The sequence below is a fragment of the Streptomyces sp. NBC_00386 genome, from assembly GCF_036063235.1.
Lineage (GTDB): Bacteria > Actinomycetota > Actinomycetes > Streptomycetales > Streptomycetaceae > Streptomyces.
On the sequence record NZ_CP107950.1, the window covers coordinates 4349834 to 4365561 of the forward strand.

At 70.8% G+C, this 15728-nt stretch carries 14 protein-coding genes; 8 read left to right on the top strand and 6 right to left on the bottom strand.

Going from position 1 to position 15728, the window contains the following annotated elements; translation table 11 throughout:
• The first annotated feature begins 192 nt into the window (after positions 1-192).
• From OG780_RS19050 to OG780_RS19075, 6 genes are all read left to right on the top strand, one after another.
• A complete protein-coding gene (locus OG780_RS19050; protein ID WP_443062175.1) occupies positions 193-2022 on the top strand; it encodes a phosphatidylglycerol lysyltransferase domain-containing protein in 1830 nt (609 codons plus the stop codon).
• A 99-nt stretch (positions 2023-2121) separates the two neighbouring features.
• The gene (gene folP, locus OG780_RS19055; protein ID WP_328449766.1) at positions 2122-3033 is read left to right on the top strand and encodes a dihydropteroate synthase; all 912 of its coding nucleotides are present in this window, start codon (positions 2122-2124) and stop codon (positions 3031-3033) included.
• Positions 3030-3524 carry a nuclear transport factor 2 family protein gene (locus OG780_RS19060; RefSeq protein ID WP_328449768.1) on the top strand — a complete coding sequence of 165 codons (495 nt, stop codon included), beginning with the start codon at positions 3030-3032 and terminating at the stop codon, positions 3522-3524. The genes folP and OG780_RS19060 overlap by 4 nt, the downstream gene beginning before the upstream one ends.
• A gap of 246 nt (positions 3525-3770) precedes the next feature.
• Positions 3771-4130: a dihydroneopterin aldolase gene (gene folB / locus OG780_RS19065; RefSeq protein ID WP_037625942.1), complete on the top strand. Its 360-nt coding sequence runs from the start codon at positions 3771-3773 to the stop codon at positions 4128-4130.
• Positions 4127-4738: a 2-amino-4-hydroxy-6-hydroxymethyldihydropteridine diphosphokinase gene (gene folK, locus OG780_RS19070; protein WP_328449771.1), complete on the top strand. Its 612-nt coding sequence runs from the start codon at positions 4127-4129 to the stop codon at positions 4736-4738. The genes folB and folK overlap by 4 nt, the downstream gene beginning before the upstream one ends.
• Before the next feature lie 72 nt (positions 4739-4810).
• Positions 4811-5299, top strand: coding sequence for a DUF3180 domain-containing protein (locus OG780_RS19075; protein WP_328449773.1), 489 nt, complete (start codon positions 4811-4813; stop codon positions 5297-5299).
• Between the two features lie 84 nt (positions 5300-5383).
• Here the strand turns inward: OG780_RS19075 and folE are convergent, their stop codons facing one another.
• The 6 genes from folE to dacB form a co-directional block, all read right to left on the bottom strand.
• On the bottom strand, positions 5384-5989 hold the full coding sequence (gene folE, locus OG780_RS19080) for a GTP cyclohydrolase I FolE (RefSeq protein WP_328449775.1): 606 nt from the start codon (positions 5987-5989) through the stop codon (positions 5384-5386).
• A 145-nt stretch (positions 5990-6134) separates the two neighbouring features.
• Positions 6135-8162 (bottom strand): ATP-dependent zinc metalloprotease FtsH, encoded by a 2028-nt coding sequence (gene ftsH, locus OG780_RS19085; RefSeq protein WP_328449777.1) that lies wholly within the window; start codon positions 8160-8162, stop codon positions 6135-6137.
• Positions 8163-8362: 200 nt separating this feature from the next.
• Positions 8363-8923 (bottom strand): hypoxanthine phosphoribosyltransferase, encoded by a 561-nt coding sequence (hpt, locus tag OG780_RS19090; protein ID WP_261704688.1) that lies wholly within the window; start codon positions 8921-8923, stop codon positions 8363-8365.
• A 166-nt stretch (positions 8924-9089) separates the two neighbouring features.
• Positions 9090-10253: a tRNA lysidine(34) synthetase TilS gene (gene tilS / locus OG780_RS19095; protein WP_328449779.1), complete on the bottom strand. Its 1164-nt coding sequence runs from the start codon at positions 10251-10253 to the stop codon at positions 9090-9092.
• A gap of 193 nt (positions 10254-10446) precedes the next feature.
• Positions 10447-11595, bottom strand: coding sequence for a zinc-dependent metalloprotease (locus OG780_RS19100; RefSeq protein WP_326786338.1), 1149 nt, complete (start codon positions 11593-11595; stop codon positions 10447-10449).
• 128 nt (positions 11596-11723) lie between these two features.
• A complete protein-coding gene (dacB, locus tag OG780_RS19105) occupies positions 11724-13232 on the bottom strand; it encodes a D-alanyl-D-alanine carboxypeptidase/D-alanyl-D-alanine endopeptidase (RefSeq protein ID WP_328449782.1) in 1509 nt (502 codons plus the stop codon).
• A 127-nt stretch (positions 13233-13359) separates the two neighbouring features.
• Between dacB and OG780_RS19110 the strand changes: the two genes are divergently transcribed.
• Both OG780_RS19110 and OG780_RS19115 read left to right on the top strand, forming a co-directional pair.
• Positions 13360-13851: an inorganic diphosphatase gene (locus OG780_RS19110; protein WP_328449784.1), complete on the top strand. Its 492-nt coding sequence runs from the start codon at positions 13360-13362 to the stop codon at positions 13849-13851.
• A 155-nt stretch (positions 13852-14006) separates the two neighbouring features.
• Positions 14007-15665, top strand: a complete 1659-nt coding sequence (locus tag OG780_RS19115) for a threonine/serine ThrE exporter family protein (protein WP_328449786.1) — start codon at positions 14007-14009, stop codon at positions 15663-15665.
• The last annotated feature ends 63 nt before the right edge of the window (positions 15666-15728 follow it).

Consider the following 15728-nt stretch of genomic DNA (forward strand, 5'->3'; position numbering starts at 1 on the left):
CTCCGCCTGCGCTTTCCGTCCCGGCCGTCCCGCCCATTGGCGAGCGCTTGCCCTGGACTTTCCTTGCCTTTTGAACCGGCTTTCCTGAAGGGAGTGAACCTGTCTCCCCAAGACACCGTCCTAGAGGGCGCAATGTCGCCGGATGCCGGAATGGCACCGGATTCAAGATCTCTCGCGGAACCACGGGATGCGATGTCTGTCAGGGTAGATGGGGAATTGTCGGGTGGGGTTCCAGGCCAGACAGGCCGGACGCGGCGCGTACTGCGCGGTCCGAGCCCGGAGGCCGTCCCCGCCCTGATCGCCAGGGCCTGCACACTCGTAGGGCTCCTGGACATCGCCGCGGGCGTCTTCCCGCGTTTCCGTCACAGCCGTATGCACGCCCTGGCCGAGGTGCTGCCCGGCTCGTTCGGGCCCTTCGCCGCGGCGCTGTCGCTCAGCGCCGGCGTGCTCCTGCTGCTGCTCGCCCACGGGCTGCGGCGCCGCAAGCGCCGGGCATGGCGCGCGGCGGTCCTGCTGCTGCCCGCGGGTGCCGCCGCGCAGTTCGCGTACCGCCACTCGGTGATCGGCGTCGTCATCTCGGTCGCGCTGCTCGCCCCGCTGCTGCGCCACCGCGACGAGTTCGCCGCGCTGCCCGATCCACGCAGCCGCTGGCGCGCGCTCGCCAACTTCGTTCTCATGGGCGCCGGTTCCCTCGTCCTCGGACTCGTCATCGTCAGCGTCCACGAGGACCGCATGATCGGCGACCCGAGCCTGGCCGACCGCATCAGTCACGTCCTGTACGGCCTGGTCGGCTTCGAGGGCCCCGTCGACTACGCGGGACCCACCTCCTGGACCGTCGCCTTCTCCCTCGGCGCGCTCGGCTGGCTCACCGCCGTCACCACCGTCTACCTCGCCTTCCGGCCCGAACACCCCGCCGCCCGCCTCACGGAGGACGACGAGGCCCGGCTGCGCGGCCTCCTGGACCGGCACGGCGGCCGCGACTCCCTCGGCCACTTCGCGCTCCGCCGCGACAAGGCGGTCGTCTTCTCGCCCAGCGGCAAGGCGGCGGTCACCTACCGGGTCGTCTCCGGGGTGATGCTCGCCAGCGGTGACCCCATCGGCGACGTGGAGGCCTGGCCCGGCGCGATCGAGCGCTTCATGGACGAGGCCAGGGCACACTCCTGGACACCCGCCGTCATGGGCTGCTCCGAGACCGGCGGCGAGGTGTGGACCCGCGAAACCGGCCTCGACGCCCTCGAACTCGGCGACGAGGCGGTGGTGGACGTCGTGGATTTCTCCCTGTCCGGGCGCGCGATGCGAAACGTGCGCCAGATGGTCAAGCGCATCGAGCGCGCCGGTTACGAGACCCGGGTACGGCGCATCCGTGACCTCGGCGAAGGCGAACTGGAGCGGATACGGCGCGCGGCGGAGGACTGGCGCGGCACCGACACCGAGCGAGGTTTCTCCATGGCGCTCGGCCGGATCGGTGACCCGTCCGACGGCGACTGTCTGATCGCCACGGCGCACAAGGCCGACGATCCGCCCGGCCCGTACGGCGATCTGAAGGCGGTCCTGCACTTCGTCCCGTGGGGCACGGACGGCGTGTCGCTCGACCTCATGCGCCGCGACCGCGCCGCCGACCCCGGTATGAACGAACTCCTCATCGTGGCGGCGCTCCAGGCGTCACCCCGCCTCGGCATCGACCGGATCTCGCTCAACTTCGCGATGTTCCGCTCGGCCCTCGCGCGCGGCGAGAAGATCGGCGCGGGGCCGGTGCTGCGCGCCTGGCGCGGACTGCTCGTGTTCCTGTCCCGCTGGTTCCAGATCGAGTCGCTGTACAAGTTCAACGCCAAGTTCCGCCCGCGCTGGGAGCCGCGCTTCGTGGTCTACGCCGCCTCACGCGACCTCCCCCGCATCGGCCTCGCCGCCATGCAGGCCGAGGGCTTCGTGAACCTCGCCCTGCCCCGGATCCTGCGCCGCCGGGCACCGGCCCCGCGTCCCTGCGCCCACGCGGCGACGGAACGAGGGATCAGGGCGGCGTAGCCGGGTGGGATCCGCCTGTCCCCGCCCCCGGGACCGGCGGAGGCCACGGGGCCCGTCAAGGGGCGATGAGGCTTCCCGTAAGAGGCCTAGGCTGGACGTATGAGTATTGAGCGCGGGCGCGGCCGAGTCGCGGGACTGCCGACGTGGGACCGCTGCGCGGTCATGGGGGTCGTGAACGTCACCCCCGATTCCTTCTCCGACGGCGGCCGCTGGTTCGACACGACGGCAGCGGTCAAGCACGGCCTCGGCCTGGTCGCCGAGGGCGCCGACCTCGTGGACGTGGGCGGCGAGTCCACCCGCCCCGGAGCCACCCGCGTCGACGAGGCCGAGGAGCTCAAGCGCGTCATCCCCGTCGTCCGCGGCCTCGCCTCCGAGGGCGTCACCGTCTCCGTGGACACGATGCGCGCCTCCGTCGCCGAGCGGTCGCTCGCCGCGGGCGCCGCCCTGGTCAACGACGTCAGCGGCGGCCTCGCCGACCCCGCGATGATCCCGGCCGTGGCGGCCGCGGGCGCCCCCTTCGTGGTCATGCACTGGCGCGGCCTCCTGGCGGGCGGCAACATCCAGGGGACGTACGAGGACGTCGTCTCCGAGGTCCTCGACGAACTCCACGCGCGCGTGGAGGCCGTCCTGGAGGGCGGCATCGCCCCCGACCGCGTCGTCGTCGACCCAGGGCTCGGCTTCTCCAAGGACCCCGAGCACGACCTGGCCCTCCTGGCCCACCTCGACCGCCTGCGCGGCCTCGGGCACCCCCTGCTGGTCGCCGCCTCCCGCAAGCGTTTCCTCGGCCGCGTCCTGGCCGGCCCCGAAGGCGCCCCGCCTCCCGCGCGCGAGCGCGACGCCGCCACCGCCGCCGTCTCGGCGATCGCCGCCCGGCAGGGCGCCTGGGCGGTCCGCGTGCACGAGGTACGGGCCACCGCCGACGCCGTACGGGTCGCCCGCGCCGTCGAGGGCGCCCGCACCGGCGAGGCACCCGACGCCGCCGGCGGTCCGGCCGTCGAGGGCGCCCGGTGAGCACACCCCGTACCGACATCGAGCAGGTCGAACTCGCCAACACGGCGTACTACGAGGCGATGGAACGGGGTGACTTCGAGGAACTGACCTCGCTGTGGCTGGCCCCGCTGGACACCTCCGACGACGACTTCGAGGGCGAGGGCGCGGTCGTGTCCTGCGTCCACCCCGGCTGGCCCGTCCTCAACGGTCGCGGCGAGGTGCTCCGCTCGTACGCGCTGATCATGGCGAACACGGAGTACATCCAGTTCTTCCTCACCGACGTGCGCGTCTCCGTGTCCGGCGACACGGCCCTGGTGACCTGCACCGAGAACATCCTCAGCGGCGGTCCCGCCCCCGACGAGGGCGAAGAGCTCGGCCCGCTCGTCGGCCAGCTGGTCGTCGCCACGAACGTGTTCCGCCGCACCCCCGACGGCTGGAAACTCTGGTCCCACCACGCCTCCCCCGTACTGGCCGAGTCCGGTGAGGAAGAAGACGAGGACAGCGCCGGTTGAGTGGGTATGCGGCCCGGGGAGACCAATAGGTGATTGGAATCTTTGGTCCGGGGTAGGGGCGGCTACCAGCCCGTGAGCCGCAGCGTTCCCCGGGGGAAACGCCCGGTGAAGGCTTGTGGCCTTCACCGGGGCGCCGTCCTCGCGGGCGAGCGTTGTCAGTGCCCGCAGGTAGATTCGTTCGAGGCCGGTGTGCCGACCGCATTCGGCGTACGACGGCCTTCCCCGACAATTGCAGGAGTGATTCGCGTGGATCGTGTCGCGCTGCGCGGCCTCAAGGCCCGCGGGCACCACGGCGTCTTCCAGAAGGAGCGCGAGGAGGGCCAGACCTTCATCGTGGACCTGACGCTGGGCCTGGACACCCGCCCGGCCGCGGCCGACGACGACCTGGCGAAGACCGTGCACTACGGCATCGTGGCGGAAGAGGTCGTCGCCGTGGTCGAGGGCGAGCCGGTCGATCTCATCGAGACGCTCGCCGAGCGCATCGCCCAGACGTGTCTCAAGCACGACGGGGTCCAGGAGGTCGAGGTCTGCGTCCACAAACCGGACGCGCCCATCACGGTCCCCTTCGACGACGTGACCGTCACGATCATCCGGAGCCGAGTATGACCACGTCCTTCACCGAGGGTCAGAGCGACCCGACCGTCCAGCCGGTGCCCGCCTCCGTGGTCGAGCAGGTCGACGCCGCCGACACGACCCTGAGCAACCCCAAGCGCGCGGTGATCTCCCTCGGCTCGAACCTGGGCAACCGCCTGGAGAACCTCCAGGGAGCCGTCGACGCCCTGGAGGACACCCCGGGCGTCCGGGTCAAAGCGGTCTCCCCCGTCTACGAGACCGAGCCGTGGGGCGTCGAACCGGGCAGCCAGCCCTCGTACCTGAACGCGGTCGTGGTGCTCAGGACCACCCTCCCGCCGTCCTCGCTCCTGGAGCGGGCCCACGCGGTCGAGGAGGCCTTCCACCGCGTACGGGACGAGCGCTGGGGCCCGCGCACGATCGACGTGGACATCGTGGCGTACGCCGATGTCGTCTCCGACAACCCGGTGCTGACCCTCCCTCACCCCCGCGCCCACGAGAGGGCCTTCGTCCTCGCCCCCTGGCACGACGTGGATCCCGAGGCACAGCTCGCCGGCCACGGCGCCGTCGCCCGGCTCCTCGACACCATCGCCCGGGACGGTGTCACGGCCCGCGCCGACCTGGAACTCCGGCTGCCCGAGTAGTCGTTAAGGTCAAGACGACCACTGGCCGGCCCCGACGGGCCCCGGCCGTACGCGGGCTACCGAAGGGGCAACGTGAAACAGCTGCGGATCAGGACACTGGCTGCCGTGTTCGTGGTGGCCGGAGTGCTGTCCTGGGCGGGCGCCCGCCTGTGGAACGCGGTGGGCACACTTCCCCGGGTCCCGCTGGCCGCCCCCATCGTCCTCGCCCTGATCGCGATCGTCCTCCTCGCCACGGCCCTGTCGCTGCGCGCCCGCCTCAAGGCCCAGCGCGAGCGCCGCCCCGGCGCCAAGGGCGTCGATCCGCTGATGGCCGCCCGCGCGGTCGTCTTCGGTCAGGCGAGCGCCCTGGTGGCCGCCCTGGTGGCGGGCATGTACGGCGGCACCGGCGTCTTCCTCCTGGGATGGCTGGAGGACCCCGCCCGCCGCGACCAGGCCATCTACGCCGGCCTCTCCGTCCTCGCCGGAATCGGCGTGATAGCGGCCGCCTTCTTCCTGGAACGCGTCTGCAGACTCCCGGAGGACGACGACCAGCACCGCAACGGGACGGCCCCGGTGACGTAGTCCGGCACCGGGCGCGAAGTCCCCGCGGGTGTCGTTCGGATCGGTTCGGTGGATCGCCCGGAGCGGGCCGGGGTCTAGCGGGGTCTAGCGGGCCATGATGAGGCTCATCGCCTCGTTGCGGGTCGCGGCGTCCCGCAGCTGTCCGCGCACCGCCGACGTGATGGTCTTCGCACCGGGCTTGCGGATGCCGCGCATGGACATGCACATGTGCTCGCACTCGATGACCACGATCACACCGCGCGGCTCCAGGATCTCCATCAGGGAGTCGGCGATCTGCGTCGTCAGCCGCTCCTGGACCTGGGGACGACGGGCGTAGACGTCGACGAGACGGGCCAGCTTGGACAGGCCGGTGATCTTGCCGCTGGTGGACGGGATGTAGCCGACGTGCGCGACACCCCGGAACGGGACCAGGTGGTGCTCACAGGTGCTGAACACCTCGATGTCCTTCACCAGGACCATCTCGTCGTGGCCCAGGTCGAACGTCGTCGTCAGCACGTCCTCCGGCCGCTGCAGCAGGCCCGCGAATATCTCCTTGTACGCCCGCGCGACCCGTCCGGGTGTCTCTCGCAGGCCCTCGCGGTCCGGGTCCTCGCCGACCGCGATCAGAAGCTCCCGTACGGCGTTCTCGGCACGCTTCTCGTCGAACTCACCGATCACGGCCTCGCCGTCCAGCGTCACGGGGTCGGTCATCTGGTCCTCGTTCCTGTGGATCCTGCGCGTGCCTCGACGCGTCCAAAAGGTGCGGGCACACGAAAATGCCGCGCCCCCCAGGCTAGAACCTGGGGGGCGCGGCATCCATTCCGGGCCTGGTGAGGCCGCCCGGAGCCGAGCGGACTCAGCTGTCGGTGCGGTCCTCCGGGGCCGTCTCCGTGACCGGGACGGACTCCGTGGCGGTGGCGATGGCCGCCGTCGATCCGTTCGCACCGTTCGTCAGCGACAGCTCCTTGGGGGAGAGCACCGGCGGGCGGGTGGACGGGGTACGACGGGAGGAGCCGGTCCACGCGGGGCGGGCCGGGCGCTTCACGATGGGAGCGAAGACCTCGGCGATCTGCTCCTTGCTCAGCGTCTCCTTCTCCAGCAGCTGGAGCACCAGCGCGTCGAGGACGTCGCGGTTCTCGACCAGGATCTCCCAGGCCTCGTTGTGCGCGTTCTCGATGAGCTTCTTGACCTCTTCGTCGACGAGCGCGGCGACCTCTTCCGAGTAGTCACGCGGGTGCGACATCTCCCGGCCCAGGAAGGGCTCGGTGTTGTCGCCGCCGAACTTGATCGCGCCGAGACGCTCGGTCATGCCGTACTGCGTGACCATCGCGCGAGCGGTGGCCGTGGCCTTCTCGATGTCGTTCGCGGCACCGGTGGTCGGGTCGTGGAAGACGAGCTCCTCCGCCGCGCGGCCGCCCAGCATGTACGCGAGCTGGTCCAGCATCTCGTTGCGCGTGGTGGAGTACTTGTCCTCGTCCGGCAGGACCATCGTGTAGCCGAGGGCACGGCCACGCGACAGGATCGTGATCTTGTGAACCGGGTCGGAGTTCGGGGAAGCCGCCGCGACCAGGGCGTGTCCGCCCTCGTGGTACGCGGTGATCTTCTTCTCCTTGTCCGACATGATCCGGGTCCGCTTCTGCGGGCCCGCGACCACGCGGTCGATCGCCTCGTCCAGCATGGAGTTGTCGATCAGCTTCTGGTTGCTGCGCGCGGTGAGCAGCGCCGCCTCGTTCAGCACGTTCGCCAGGTCGGCGCCCGTGAAGCCGGGGGTCCGGCGCGACACCGCGGACAGGTCGACGTCCGGAGCGACCGGCTTGCCCTTCTGGTGAACCTTGAGGATCTCCAGACGGCCCTGCATGTCCGGACGGTCGACCGCGATCTGGCGGTCGAAGCGGCCGGGGCGCAGGAGGGCGGGGTCGAGGATGTCGGGCCGGTTCGTGGCGGCGATCAGGATGACGCCGCCCTTCACGTCGAAGCCGTCCATCTCGACGAGCAGCTGGTTGAGGGTCTGCTCACGCTCGTCGTGACCGCCGCCGAGGCCGGCGCCGCGGTGACGGCCGACCGCGTCGATCTCGTCGACGAAGACGATCGCCGGGGCGTTCGCCTTGGCCTGCTCGAACAGGTCACGGACTCGCGAGGCACCGACACCGACGAACATCTCGACGAAGTCGGAACCGGAGATCGAGTAGAAGGGAACGCCGGCTTCGCCCGCGACGGCGCGTGCGAGCAGCGTCTTGCCCGTACCAGGAGGCCCGTAGAGCAGGACGCCCTTGGGGATCTTCGCGCCGACGGCCTGGAACTTCGCCGGCTCCTGGAGGAACTCCTTGATCTCCTGGAGCTCCTCGACGGCCTCGTCCGAGCCCGCGACGTCCGAGAACGTCGTCTTCGGGGTGTCCTTGGTGATGAGCTTCGCCTTGGACTTCCCGAAGTTCATGACCCGGGAGCCGCCGCCCTGCATCTGGTTCATCAGGAACAGGAAGACGACGACGATGAGGACGAAGGGAAGCAGGGACAGCAGGATGCCCACGAAGGGGTTCTGCTTGGACGGCGAAACGGTGTAGCCGTCCGGGATCTGCTTGTTCTGGTACTTGTCCTGCAGTGTGTTGGCCAGGGCCACGCCCTGGTCGCCGATGTAGCTCGCCTGGATCTTCGAGCTGCCGTCAACCTTCTCGCCGTCCTTCAGCGAGACCTTGATGACCTGCTCGTCACCAGTGGTGATCTTGGCCGACTCGACCTGGTTGTCATTGATCGCCTTGACGACCTGGCCGGTGTCCACCGTCTTGTAGCCGCCGGACGAACCGACGACCTGCATCAACACGACCACGGCAAGGACGGCCAGCACGATCCACATGACCGGCCCACGGAAGTATCGCTTCACGTCCATCCATACGGAGCGGAGCCGCCCCGTCCCTCCTGCCATAGTGAGTTTGATAAAGACTGTTCTTCGGACGGTACCCCAGCATTGTCACCCGAAGCCGCAGGGGACTGCTGGCAATCCCGTCCACGCATGCTCCAACGGCGCGAAACCCGCTGGGGTTCCCGATCCGTCCCACGAGGACTGAGCCGCCCTCAGGAAGAGGGTGCTCAGCCGCCGTAGACGTGAGGCGCGAGCGTACCGACGAACGGGAGGTTGCGGTACTTCTCGGCATAGTCCAGGCCGTAGCCGATGACGAACTCGTTCGGGATGTCGAAGCCGACCCACTCGACGTCGATCGCGACCTTGGCCGCGTCCGGCTTGCGCAGCAGCGTGCACACCTTGAGCGAGGCGGGCTCGCGGGAGCCGAGGTTGGAGATCAGCCAGGACAGGGTCAGCCCGGAGTCGATGATGTCCTCGACGATCAGGACGTGCTTGCCCTTGATGTCGGTGTCCAGGTCCTTGAGGATCCGCACCACGCCGGAGGACTGGGTGCCCGCGCCGTACGACGACACGGCCATCCAGTCCATCGTGACGGGGGTGGACAGCGCACGCGCGAGGTCCGCCATGACCATCACGGCACCCTTGAGCACCCCGACGATCAGCAGGTCCTTGCCCGCGTACTCCGCGTCGATCTTCGCGGCCAGCTCGACCAGCTTCGCGTCGATCTCTTCCTTGGTGATGAGCACCGACTTGAGGTCGGTGCCCATGTCTTTCGCGTCCACCCGCATCACTTTCGGTCGTCCGTCCCACTTTTTTGGGCTCGTCACCTACAGGGCGCCATGTAACCGGCGACGGTCCCCTTCGGCTCTCCCGCGCGGCCGTTCGGACCGCCCGCGAACCCGAGTGAAGGGGTCCCGGGGAGCCGCGTGAGCGGCCCCGGTGCAGGGTCCGGTTTCAGCCTTGCCGAATCACCAGTCTGCCACCCTGGCGCTGGGCGACGACTTTGCCCGGGAGATTGATGGCCCCCTGACCGCGCCATCCGGTGATCAGCCGGTCGATCTCCTCGATGTGCCGGGCGAACAGCGAACCGGCCGGAGCACCCGCCTCGATGGCCGCGCGGCGCAGGATCCGGCGGCGTACGGCGGGCGGCAGGACGTAGAGCTTGGCGCACTCCAGAAGGCCGGCCGCGTCACGTACGGACGCCTCGGCCTGGCTGGCCCACGCGTCGAGGGCGTCGGCATCGTCCCGGGAGAGCTGGGCCGTACGGGCGAGAGCCTCGACGACTCCTTTGCCCAGGGCCTTCTCGAGGGCGGGCAGACCCTCGTGGCGGAGCCGGGAACGAGTGTAGGCCGGATCGGCGTTGTGCGGGTCGTCCCAGACGGGCAGCGACTGGACCATGCACGCCTTGCGGGCGGTCTGCCGGTCCAGGTGCAGGAAGGGACGGCGGTAGCGGCCGTCGGCCCCCGAGACCGCGGCCATTCCGGACAGGGAGCGGATGCCGGAGCCGCGGGCGAGGCCGAGCAGGACCGTCTCGGCCTGGTCGTCGCGGGTGTGGCCGAGGAGGATCGCGGTGGCGCCATGACGTTCGGCGGCGGAGTCCAGGGCGGTGTACCGGGCGTCGCGCGCGGCGGCCTCGGGGCCTCCGTCACGGCCGACGGTGACGGCGATCGACTCGGCCGGGGCGAGCCCCAGCTCGGTGAGGCGCAGCACGACTTCGTCGGCGCGCAGCTCGGAGCCGGGCTGCAGACCGTGGTCGACGGTGACGCCACCGGCGCGGATGCCGAGTTTGGGGGCTTCGAAGGCGAGGGCGGAGGCGAGTGCCATGGAGTCGGCGCCGCCGGAGCAGGCGACGAGCACGAGCGGCGCCGGGGCGACGTCCTCGCCGGGACGGGGCCGGGCGCTCGTGCGGGTCTGGTCGTGCGGGGCGCGCGCGGGAGCGGCGACGCTGCGCCGCGTTCCGGGGGCGGGGACGCGTTCCGCGTCGGGCGCGCAGGGGCGCGCGGCACCGCGTGCGGGCGTGCGCCGGGTGTCGTGGGCGGGCGGTTGCTCGGTCAGGATGTCGTGGAGTACGCGGCGGACCGCCAGGCGTATCGCCGCGACCGCAGGATGGGGACCCATGTCCGGTTCCCTTCATGAAGTTTTCGGGGGGTTAGCCCGGGGATCTGTCACTCAGAGTGTGTAGATGGTGACAGAGCCGGGGCGTTCCCCGAGCATTGCACGCCTACCCGTGCTCCACGGTCCCTCGGATGGGTGATAGCAGGCGCGTTTGCCTGCCATCGGCCGGATTCGTTTCACCACCCTCCGGGAGGCTTCACGACTCCGTCTTGCGGTGCACCCGCGCGACCCAATCCGCCGGTTTGGCGATCTCCGCCTTGGTCGGGAGCGTGTTCGGAGAGGTCCACACACGGTTGAAGCCGTCCATGCCGACCTCGTCGACGACCGCCCGTACGAACCGCTCACCGTCCTTGTACTGCCTGAGCTTGGCGTCCAGGCCGAGCAGTTTGCGCAGGGCCACGTCGAGGCGGGAGGCGCCCTTGGCGCGGCGCTGCTGGAACTTCTCGCGGATCTCGGCGACGGAGGGGACCACGGCGGGCCCGACGCCGTCCATCACGAAGTCCGCGTGTCCCTCCAGGAGGGACATCACGGCGGTGAGCCGGCCGAGGATCTCTCGCTGGGCAGGCGTCTGCACGATTTCCACGAGGGAACGTCCGCCGTCGTCCTCCTCGGTGTCGGGGCGGGAGCCTGAGAGCGACTGCGCGGCCTCCCTGATGCGCTCCAGGACGGTCATGGGGTCGACCTCGGTCTCCCCCAAGAACGACTGGATTTCACCCTCCAGGTGGTCGCGCAGCCAGGGCACGGCCGTGAACTGGGTGCGGTGCGTCTCCTCGTGGAGGCACACCCACAGGCGGAAGTCGTGGGGCTGGACGTCGAGTTCACGCTCCACGTGCACGATGTTCGGGGCGACCAGCAGGAGCCTGCCGCCACCACTGCCGGAGGCGGTGGGCGCCCCCGCGGGCAGGTCCCGGGTCGCGGGCGCGAACGTCTCGTACTGCCCGAGGACCCGTGAGGACAGGAACGACAGCAGCATGCCCAGTTCGACGCCGGTGACCTTGCCTCCGACGGCTCCGAGGACGGCTCCGCCGGTGCCGCTCCCGCGTCGTTCCTGCATCTTGTCCAGAAGGGGCTTGAGGATCTCCCGGAACCCGGCGACGTTCGCCCGGACCCAACCGGGGCGGTCGACGACGAGTACGGGGGTGTCGTGGACGACATCCGCACCCAAACGGGTGAAGCCCCGGACGTGTTCCTCCGAGGCCTTCGCGTGCCGGCGCAGCTCGGCGACGATCGCCCGGGCCTCGTCGCGGCTCACCTCCGGGCCCGGCCGTACGAGCCGGGTCGCGGTCGCCACCGCGAGATTCCAGTCGACCATCCCAGTAGATGCAGCACCACCGATGCTCGTCATGCGTCAACCGTACGTGAGCGGGTCCGGCTGCGGTGAGGGTCCGACACCGTATGCGTCCCGGCCGAGGGGCTGGTGGTGCTCCTGGTTCCCACGGGCCGGAGGGGGTTCGGTTCCCGGTCCGGCGCGCGCTACCGGCAGCCGCACGCCACGAGTGCCGTCGCCGCGTGGTCCAAGGCCGCCCGGGCCTCCAGGGGGTTCGGGGGGTTGGCGGCGTCGGAGGTCAGGAAGGCGAACGCCAGCAGGCGGCCGTCCTTGTCGACGACGGTGCCGGCGAGGGTGTTGACCCCGGTCAGGGTGCCCGTCTTGGCGCGGACGACCCCGGTGGCGGTGGGAGCGTCGGTGTACCGGGCGCTGAGGGTGCCGGTGAAGCCGGCGACGGGCAGGCCGGTGAGGACCGGCCGGAGCTCGGGGTGGGCCGGGTCGCCGGCCTTGGCCAGCAGGGCGGTGAGCAGGTCCGCGGAAAGCCTGTCGGCGCGGTTCAGGCCGCTGCCGTCGGCGAACTGCGCCCCGGTCAGCGGGAGTCCGAGTTTCTTCAGCTGGGCGCGGATCGCCTTCGCGTCGCCGTCGAAGCTGGGTTCCTCGCCGGCCGCGAGGGCGACCTGACGGGCCAGCGCCTCGGCGATGTCGTTGTCACTGTTGGTCAGCATCCGCTCGACCAGGGCGGACAGCGGCGGCGAGGAGACGGAGGCGAGGGCCTGGGAGCGGCTCGTCGCCTTCGAGGGGCCGGGCGCCGTGGCGGTGACACCGTGGTCGTGCAGCAGGTCCGCGAACGCCCGCGCGGCGTCCGCCGCCGGGTCCATGGCGCGCCCGGCAGGCCCGCTGGTCGAGTGGTCCAGGCGGCCCTCGTCGGCCATCAGAGGGGTGACCTTCGCGATGTTGTCGTTCACGCCGATGGGGTGAAGGCCGGGGCCGGAGTACAGCGAGGTGTCGTAGGAGAGCGTCACATGGTCCATGTGACGGGCCTTCAGGGCGGTGGCCGTCCGTTCGGCGAGGGTGCTCAGGTCCGCCCAGCCGTCCGCGGGCTTGCGGGCGGTCAGCGTGGGGTCGCCGCCGCCGACGAGCACGACCTCCTTGGTGTCGGGCTCCAGAACCGAGCGCGTCTGGACGCGGTGGTCGGGGCCCAGCGCGGTGAGGGCGGCGACCGCGGTCGCGATCTTCGTGGTGGAGGCCGGCGTCTGGACCTGGTCGGCGCCCTTGCCGTAGAGCCGCTTGCCGGTCGCCACGTCGACCACGACGGCGGTGCGCACCGAGCCGAGGACGGGATCGGCCAGCAGCGGGTCGAGGACCTCCGCGAGGGCCTTCCCGGCGGGCGCGGGCGTGGTGCCCGCCTCGCCCCCGAGCCCGGCGAGCACGGAGGCGGCGCTGGGCGCGGGCCGGGGTGACGTTCGGTGCGTACCGGACGTACGTGCGTGATCTGTGCCACCCTCGGGCGTCCGCGATGCGGCCCAGTCCCGCTCGGCCGTACGCTGACCGGTGGAGTCCCAGGGACCGGCCGAGGTCACCACCCCGGCCGCGAGTGCCAGGCCGACGGTGGTCGCGACCGCTGTGAGCTGCGGCGTCGTCATCCGCACGGCACGCGGCCGCACGGCTCGTGTGACCCGCGCCACATGCGGTTTCACCATTCGCGCGACCCGCATCACATGCGGTCTCGCGGCCCGCCAAGCTCTCAGCTCTGGCACGACCACCAGCCCCTTTCGCGATCACCCACCTGCGTGAGGGACACTTAATCACCAGAACTATGTGCTGATCATGGAGGAGCCACCGGTGGAGTTCGACGTCACGATCGAGATTCCGAAGGGTTCACGGAACAAGTACGAGGTGGACCACGAGACCGGTCGGATCCGTCTGGACCGTCGACTCTTCACCTCGACCAGCTACCCGGCCGACTACGGCTTCGTCGAGAACACCCTCGGCGAGGACGGCGACCCGCTGGACGCCCTCGTCATCCTGGACGAGCCGACCTTCCCGGGCTGCCTCATCCAGTGCCGCGCGATCGGCATGTTCCGTATGACGGACGAGGCCGGCGGCGACGACAAGCTGCTGTGCGTCCCGGCGCACGACCCGCGTGTGGAGCACCTGCGCGACATCCACCACGTGTCGGAGTTCGACCGCCTGGAGATCCAGCACTTCTTCGAGGTCTACAAGGACCTGGAGCCGGGCAAGTCCGTCGAGGGCGCCGACTGGGTCGGCCGCGCGGACGCCGAGGCCGAGATCGAGCGTTCCTACAAGCGCCTCAAGGACCAGGGCGGTCACTGACCTCCTTGCGGGCGGTCGCTGACCTCCCCCTCTTCCGAACGGGCCGCGTGATCCCCCTGGGGCCACGCGGCCCGTCCGTGTGTCCGTACGCATACTGAGGCATACGGAAGGCAAGAAGGAGAACGACACAGACGGGAAAGGCGAGGCTGGAGTTGGTGGCGGACCCGGAAGCGGAAGACCGCAAGCCGCACTCGGACGAGGCGAGGAGTGCTTTCAGCCCGCCCACGGGTGTGGCACCGCCGGGCCCGGCGGCGGCCGACGAGGAATCGTCGACGACCTCGGAGTTCGCGCTCCCCCAGGGCCTCGACGCACCGCATCCCGCCGGGCCGGAGCGCGGGGGCTCGGCGTTCAGCACACCGCGCACCTACAGTGCCCGGGACGCGCCTCCCGCCTTCACACCGGCGACCGGCATCCCCCTGGTCAGCCTGACCAAGGACGCGCCGTGGCAGGACCGCATGCGCACGATGCTGCGCATGCCGGTGACCGAGCGGCCCGCGCCCGAGCCCGTGCACAAGGAGGACGAGTCGGCGCCCGCCGTCCCGCGCGTCCTGGACCTGACCCTGCGCATCGGCGAGCTGCTCCTCGCAGGCGGCGAGGGTGCCGAGGACGTGGAGACGGCGATGTTCGCCGTCTGCCGCTCCTACGGGCTCGACCGCTGCGAGCCGAACGTCACCTTCACCCTGCTGTCGATCTCGCACCAGCCGTCCCTGGTGGACGACCCGGTGACGGCGTCACGGACGGTGCGCCGCCGGGGCACCGACTACACGCGCCTGGCGGCCGTCTACCGGCTCGTCGACGACCTGAGCGACCCCGAGACGACGATCCCCCTGGAAGAGGCCTACAGGCGGCTCGCGGAGATGCGGCGCAACCGGCACCCGTACCCCGGCTGGGTGCTGACGGCCTCCGGAGGGCTGCTGGCCGGCGCGGCCTCCGTGCTCGTCGGCGGTGACGCGATCGTGTTCGTCGCCGCCGCGCTCGGCGCGATGCTCGGCGACCGGCTCGCCTGGCTGTGCGCCGGACGCGGGCTGCCGGAGTTCTACCAGTTCACGGTGGCCGCGATGCCGCCGGCTGCGATAGGGGTCGCGCTCACGCTGGCGCACGTCGACGTGAACGCCTCCGCGGTGATCACCGGTGGGCTCTTCGCGCTGCTGCCGGGGCGGGCGCTCGTCGCGGGGGTGCAGGACGGGCTGACCGGCTTCTACATCACCGCGTCCGCGCGGCTGCTCGAAGTCATGTACTTCTTCGTGGGGATCGTCTCCGGCGTCCTGCTGGTGCTCTATTTCGGCGTGAAGCTGGGCACGCAGCTCAACCCGGACGCGGCGCTGAGCCTCTCCGAGCGGCCCCTGATCCAGATCGCCGCGTCCATGCTGCTGTCGCTCACCTTCGCGGTCCTGCTCCAGCAGGAACGATCCACCGTCCTCGCGGTGACCCTCAACGGAGGCGTGGCCTGGTCGGTGTACGGGGCGATGCACTACGCGGGCGGCCTCTCGCCGGTGGCCTCCACGGCCGTCGCCGCGGGCCTGGTGGGCCTCTTCGGGCAGCTGCTCTCGCGCTACCGGTTCGCTTCCGCGCTGCCCTACACGACGGCCGCGATCGGCCCGCTGCTGCCCGGTTCGGCGACGTACTTCGGGCTGCTGTCGATCGCCCAGAACAACGTCGACAAGGGACTGGTGTCGCTCACCAAGGCCGCGGCCCTCGCCATGGCCATCGCGATCGGCGTGAACCTGGGTTCGGAGATCTCGAGGCTGTTCCTGCGTCTGCCGGGCGGCTCCGCCGGCGGGCGGCGGGCCGCCAAGCGGACACGCGGCTTCTGAGGCCCGGGCCCGGAAAACCCGGTCCGAGGAGGACCGGGCTCGGGAGGACCGGGCTCAGGAAAA

Bases quoted from the DNA above. Each gene is read 5' to 3' on its own strand.
- OG780_RS19050 (WP_443062175.1), top strand. From the start codon at position 193: ATGTCTGTCAGGGTAGATGGGGAATTGTCGGGTGGGGTTCCAGGCCAG.
- folP (WP_328449766.1), top strand. From the start codon at position 2,122: ATGAGTATTGAGCGCGGGCGCGGCCGAGTCGCGGGACTGCCGACGTGG.
- folK (WP_328449771.1), top strand. From the start codon at position 4,127: ATGACCACGTCCTTCACCGAGGGTCAGAGCGACCCGACCGTCCAGCCG.
- folE (WP_328449775.1), bottom strand. From the start codon at position 5,989: ATGACCGACCCCGTGACGCTGGACGGCGAGGCCGTGATCGGTGAGTTC.
- ftsH (WP_328449777.1), bottom strand. From the start codon at position 8,162: ATGGACGTGAAGCGATACTTCCGTGGGCCGGTCATGTGGATCGTGCTG.
- hpt (WP_261704688.1), bottom strand. From the start codon at position 8,923: ATGCGGGTGGACGCGAAAGACATGGGCACCGACCTCAAGTCGGTGCTC.
- tilS (WP_328449779.1), bottom strand. From the start codon at position 10,253: ATGGGTCCCCATCCTGCGGTCGCGGCGATACGCCTGGCGGTCCGCCGC.
- OG780_RS19100 (WP_326786338.1), bottom strand. From the start codon at position 11,595: ATGACGAGCATCGGTGGTGCTGCATCTACTGGGATGGTCGACTGGAAT.
- dacB (WP_328449782.1), bottom strand. From the start codon at position 13,232: ATGCGGGTCGCGCGAATGGTGAAACCGCATGTGGCGCGGGTCACACGA.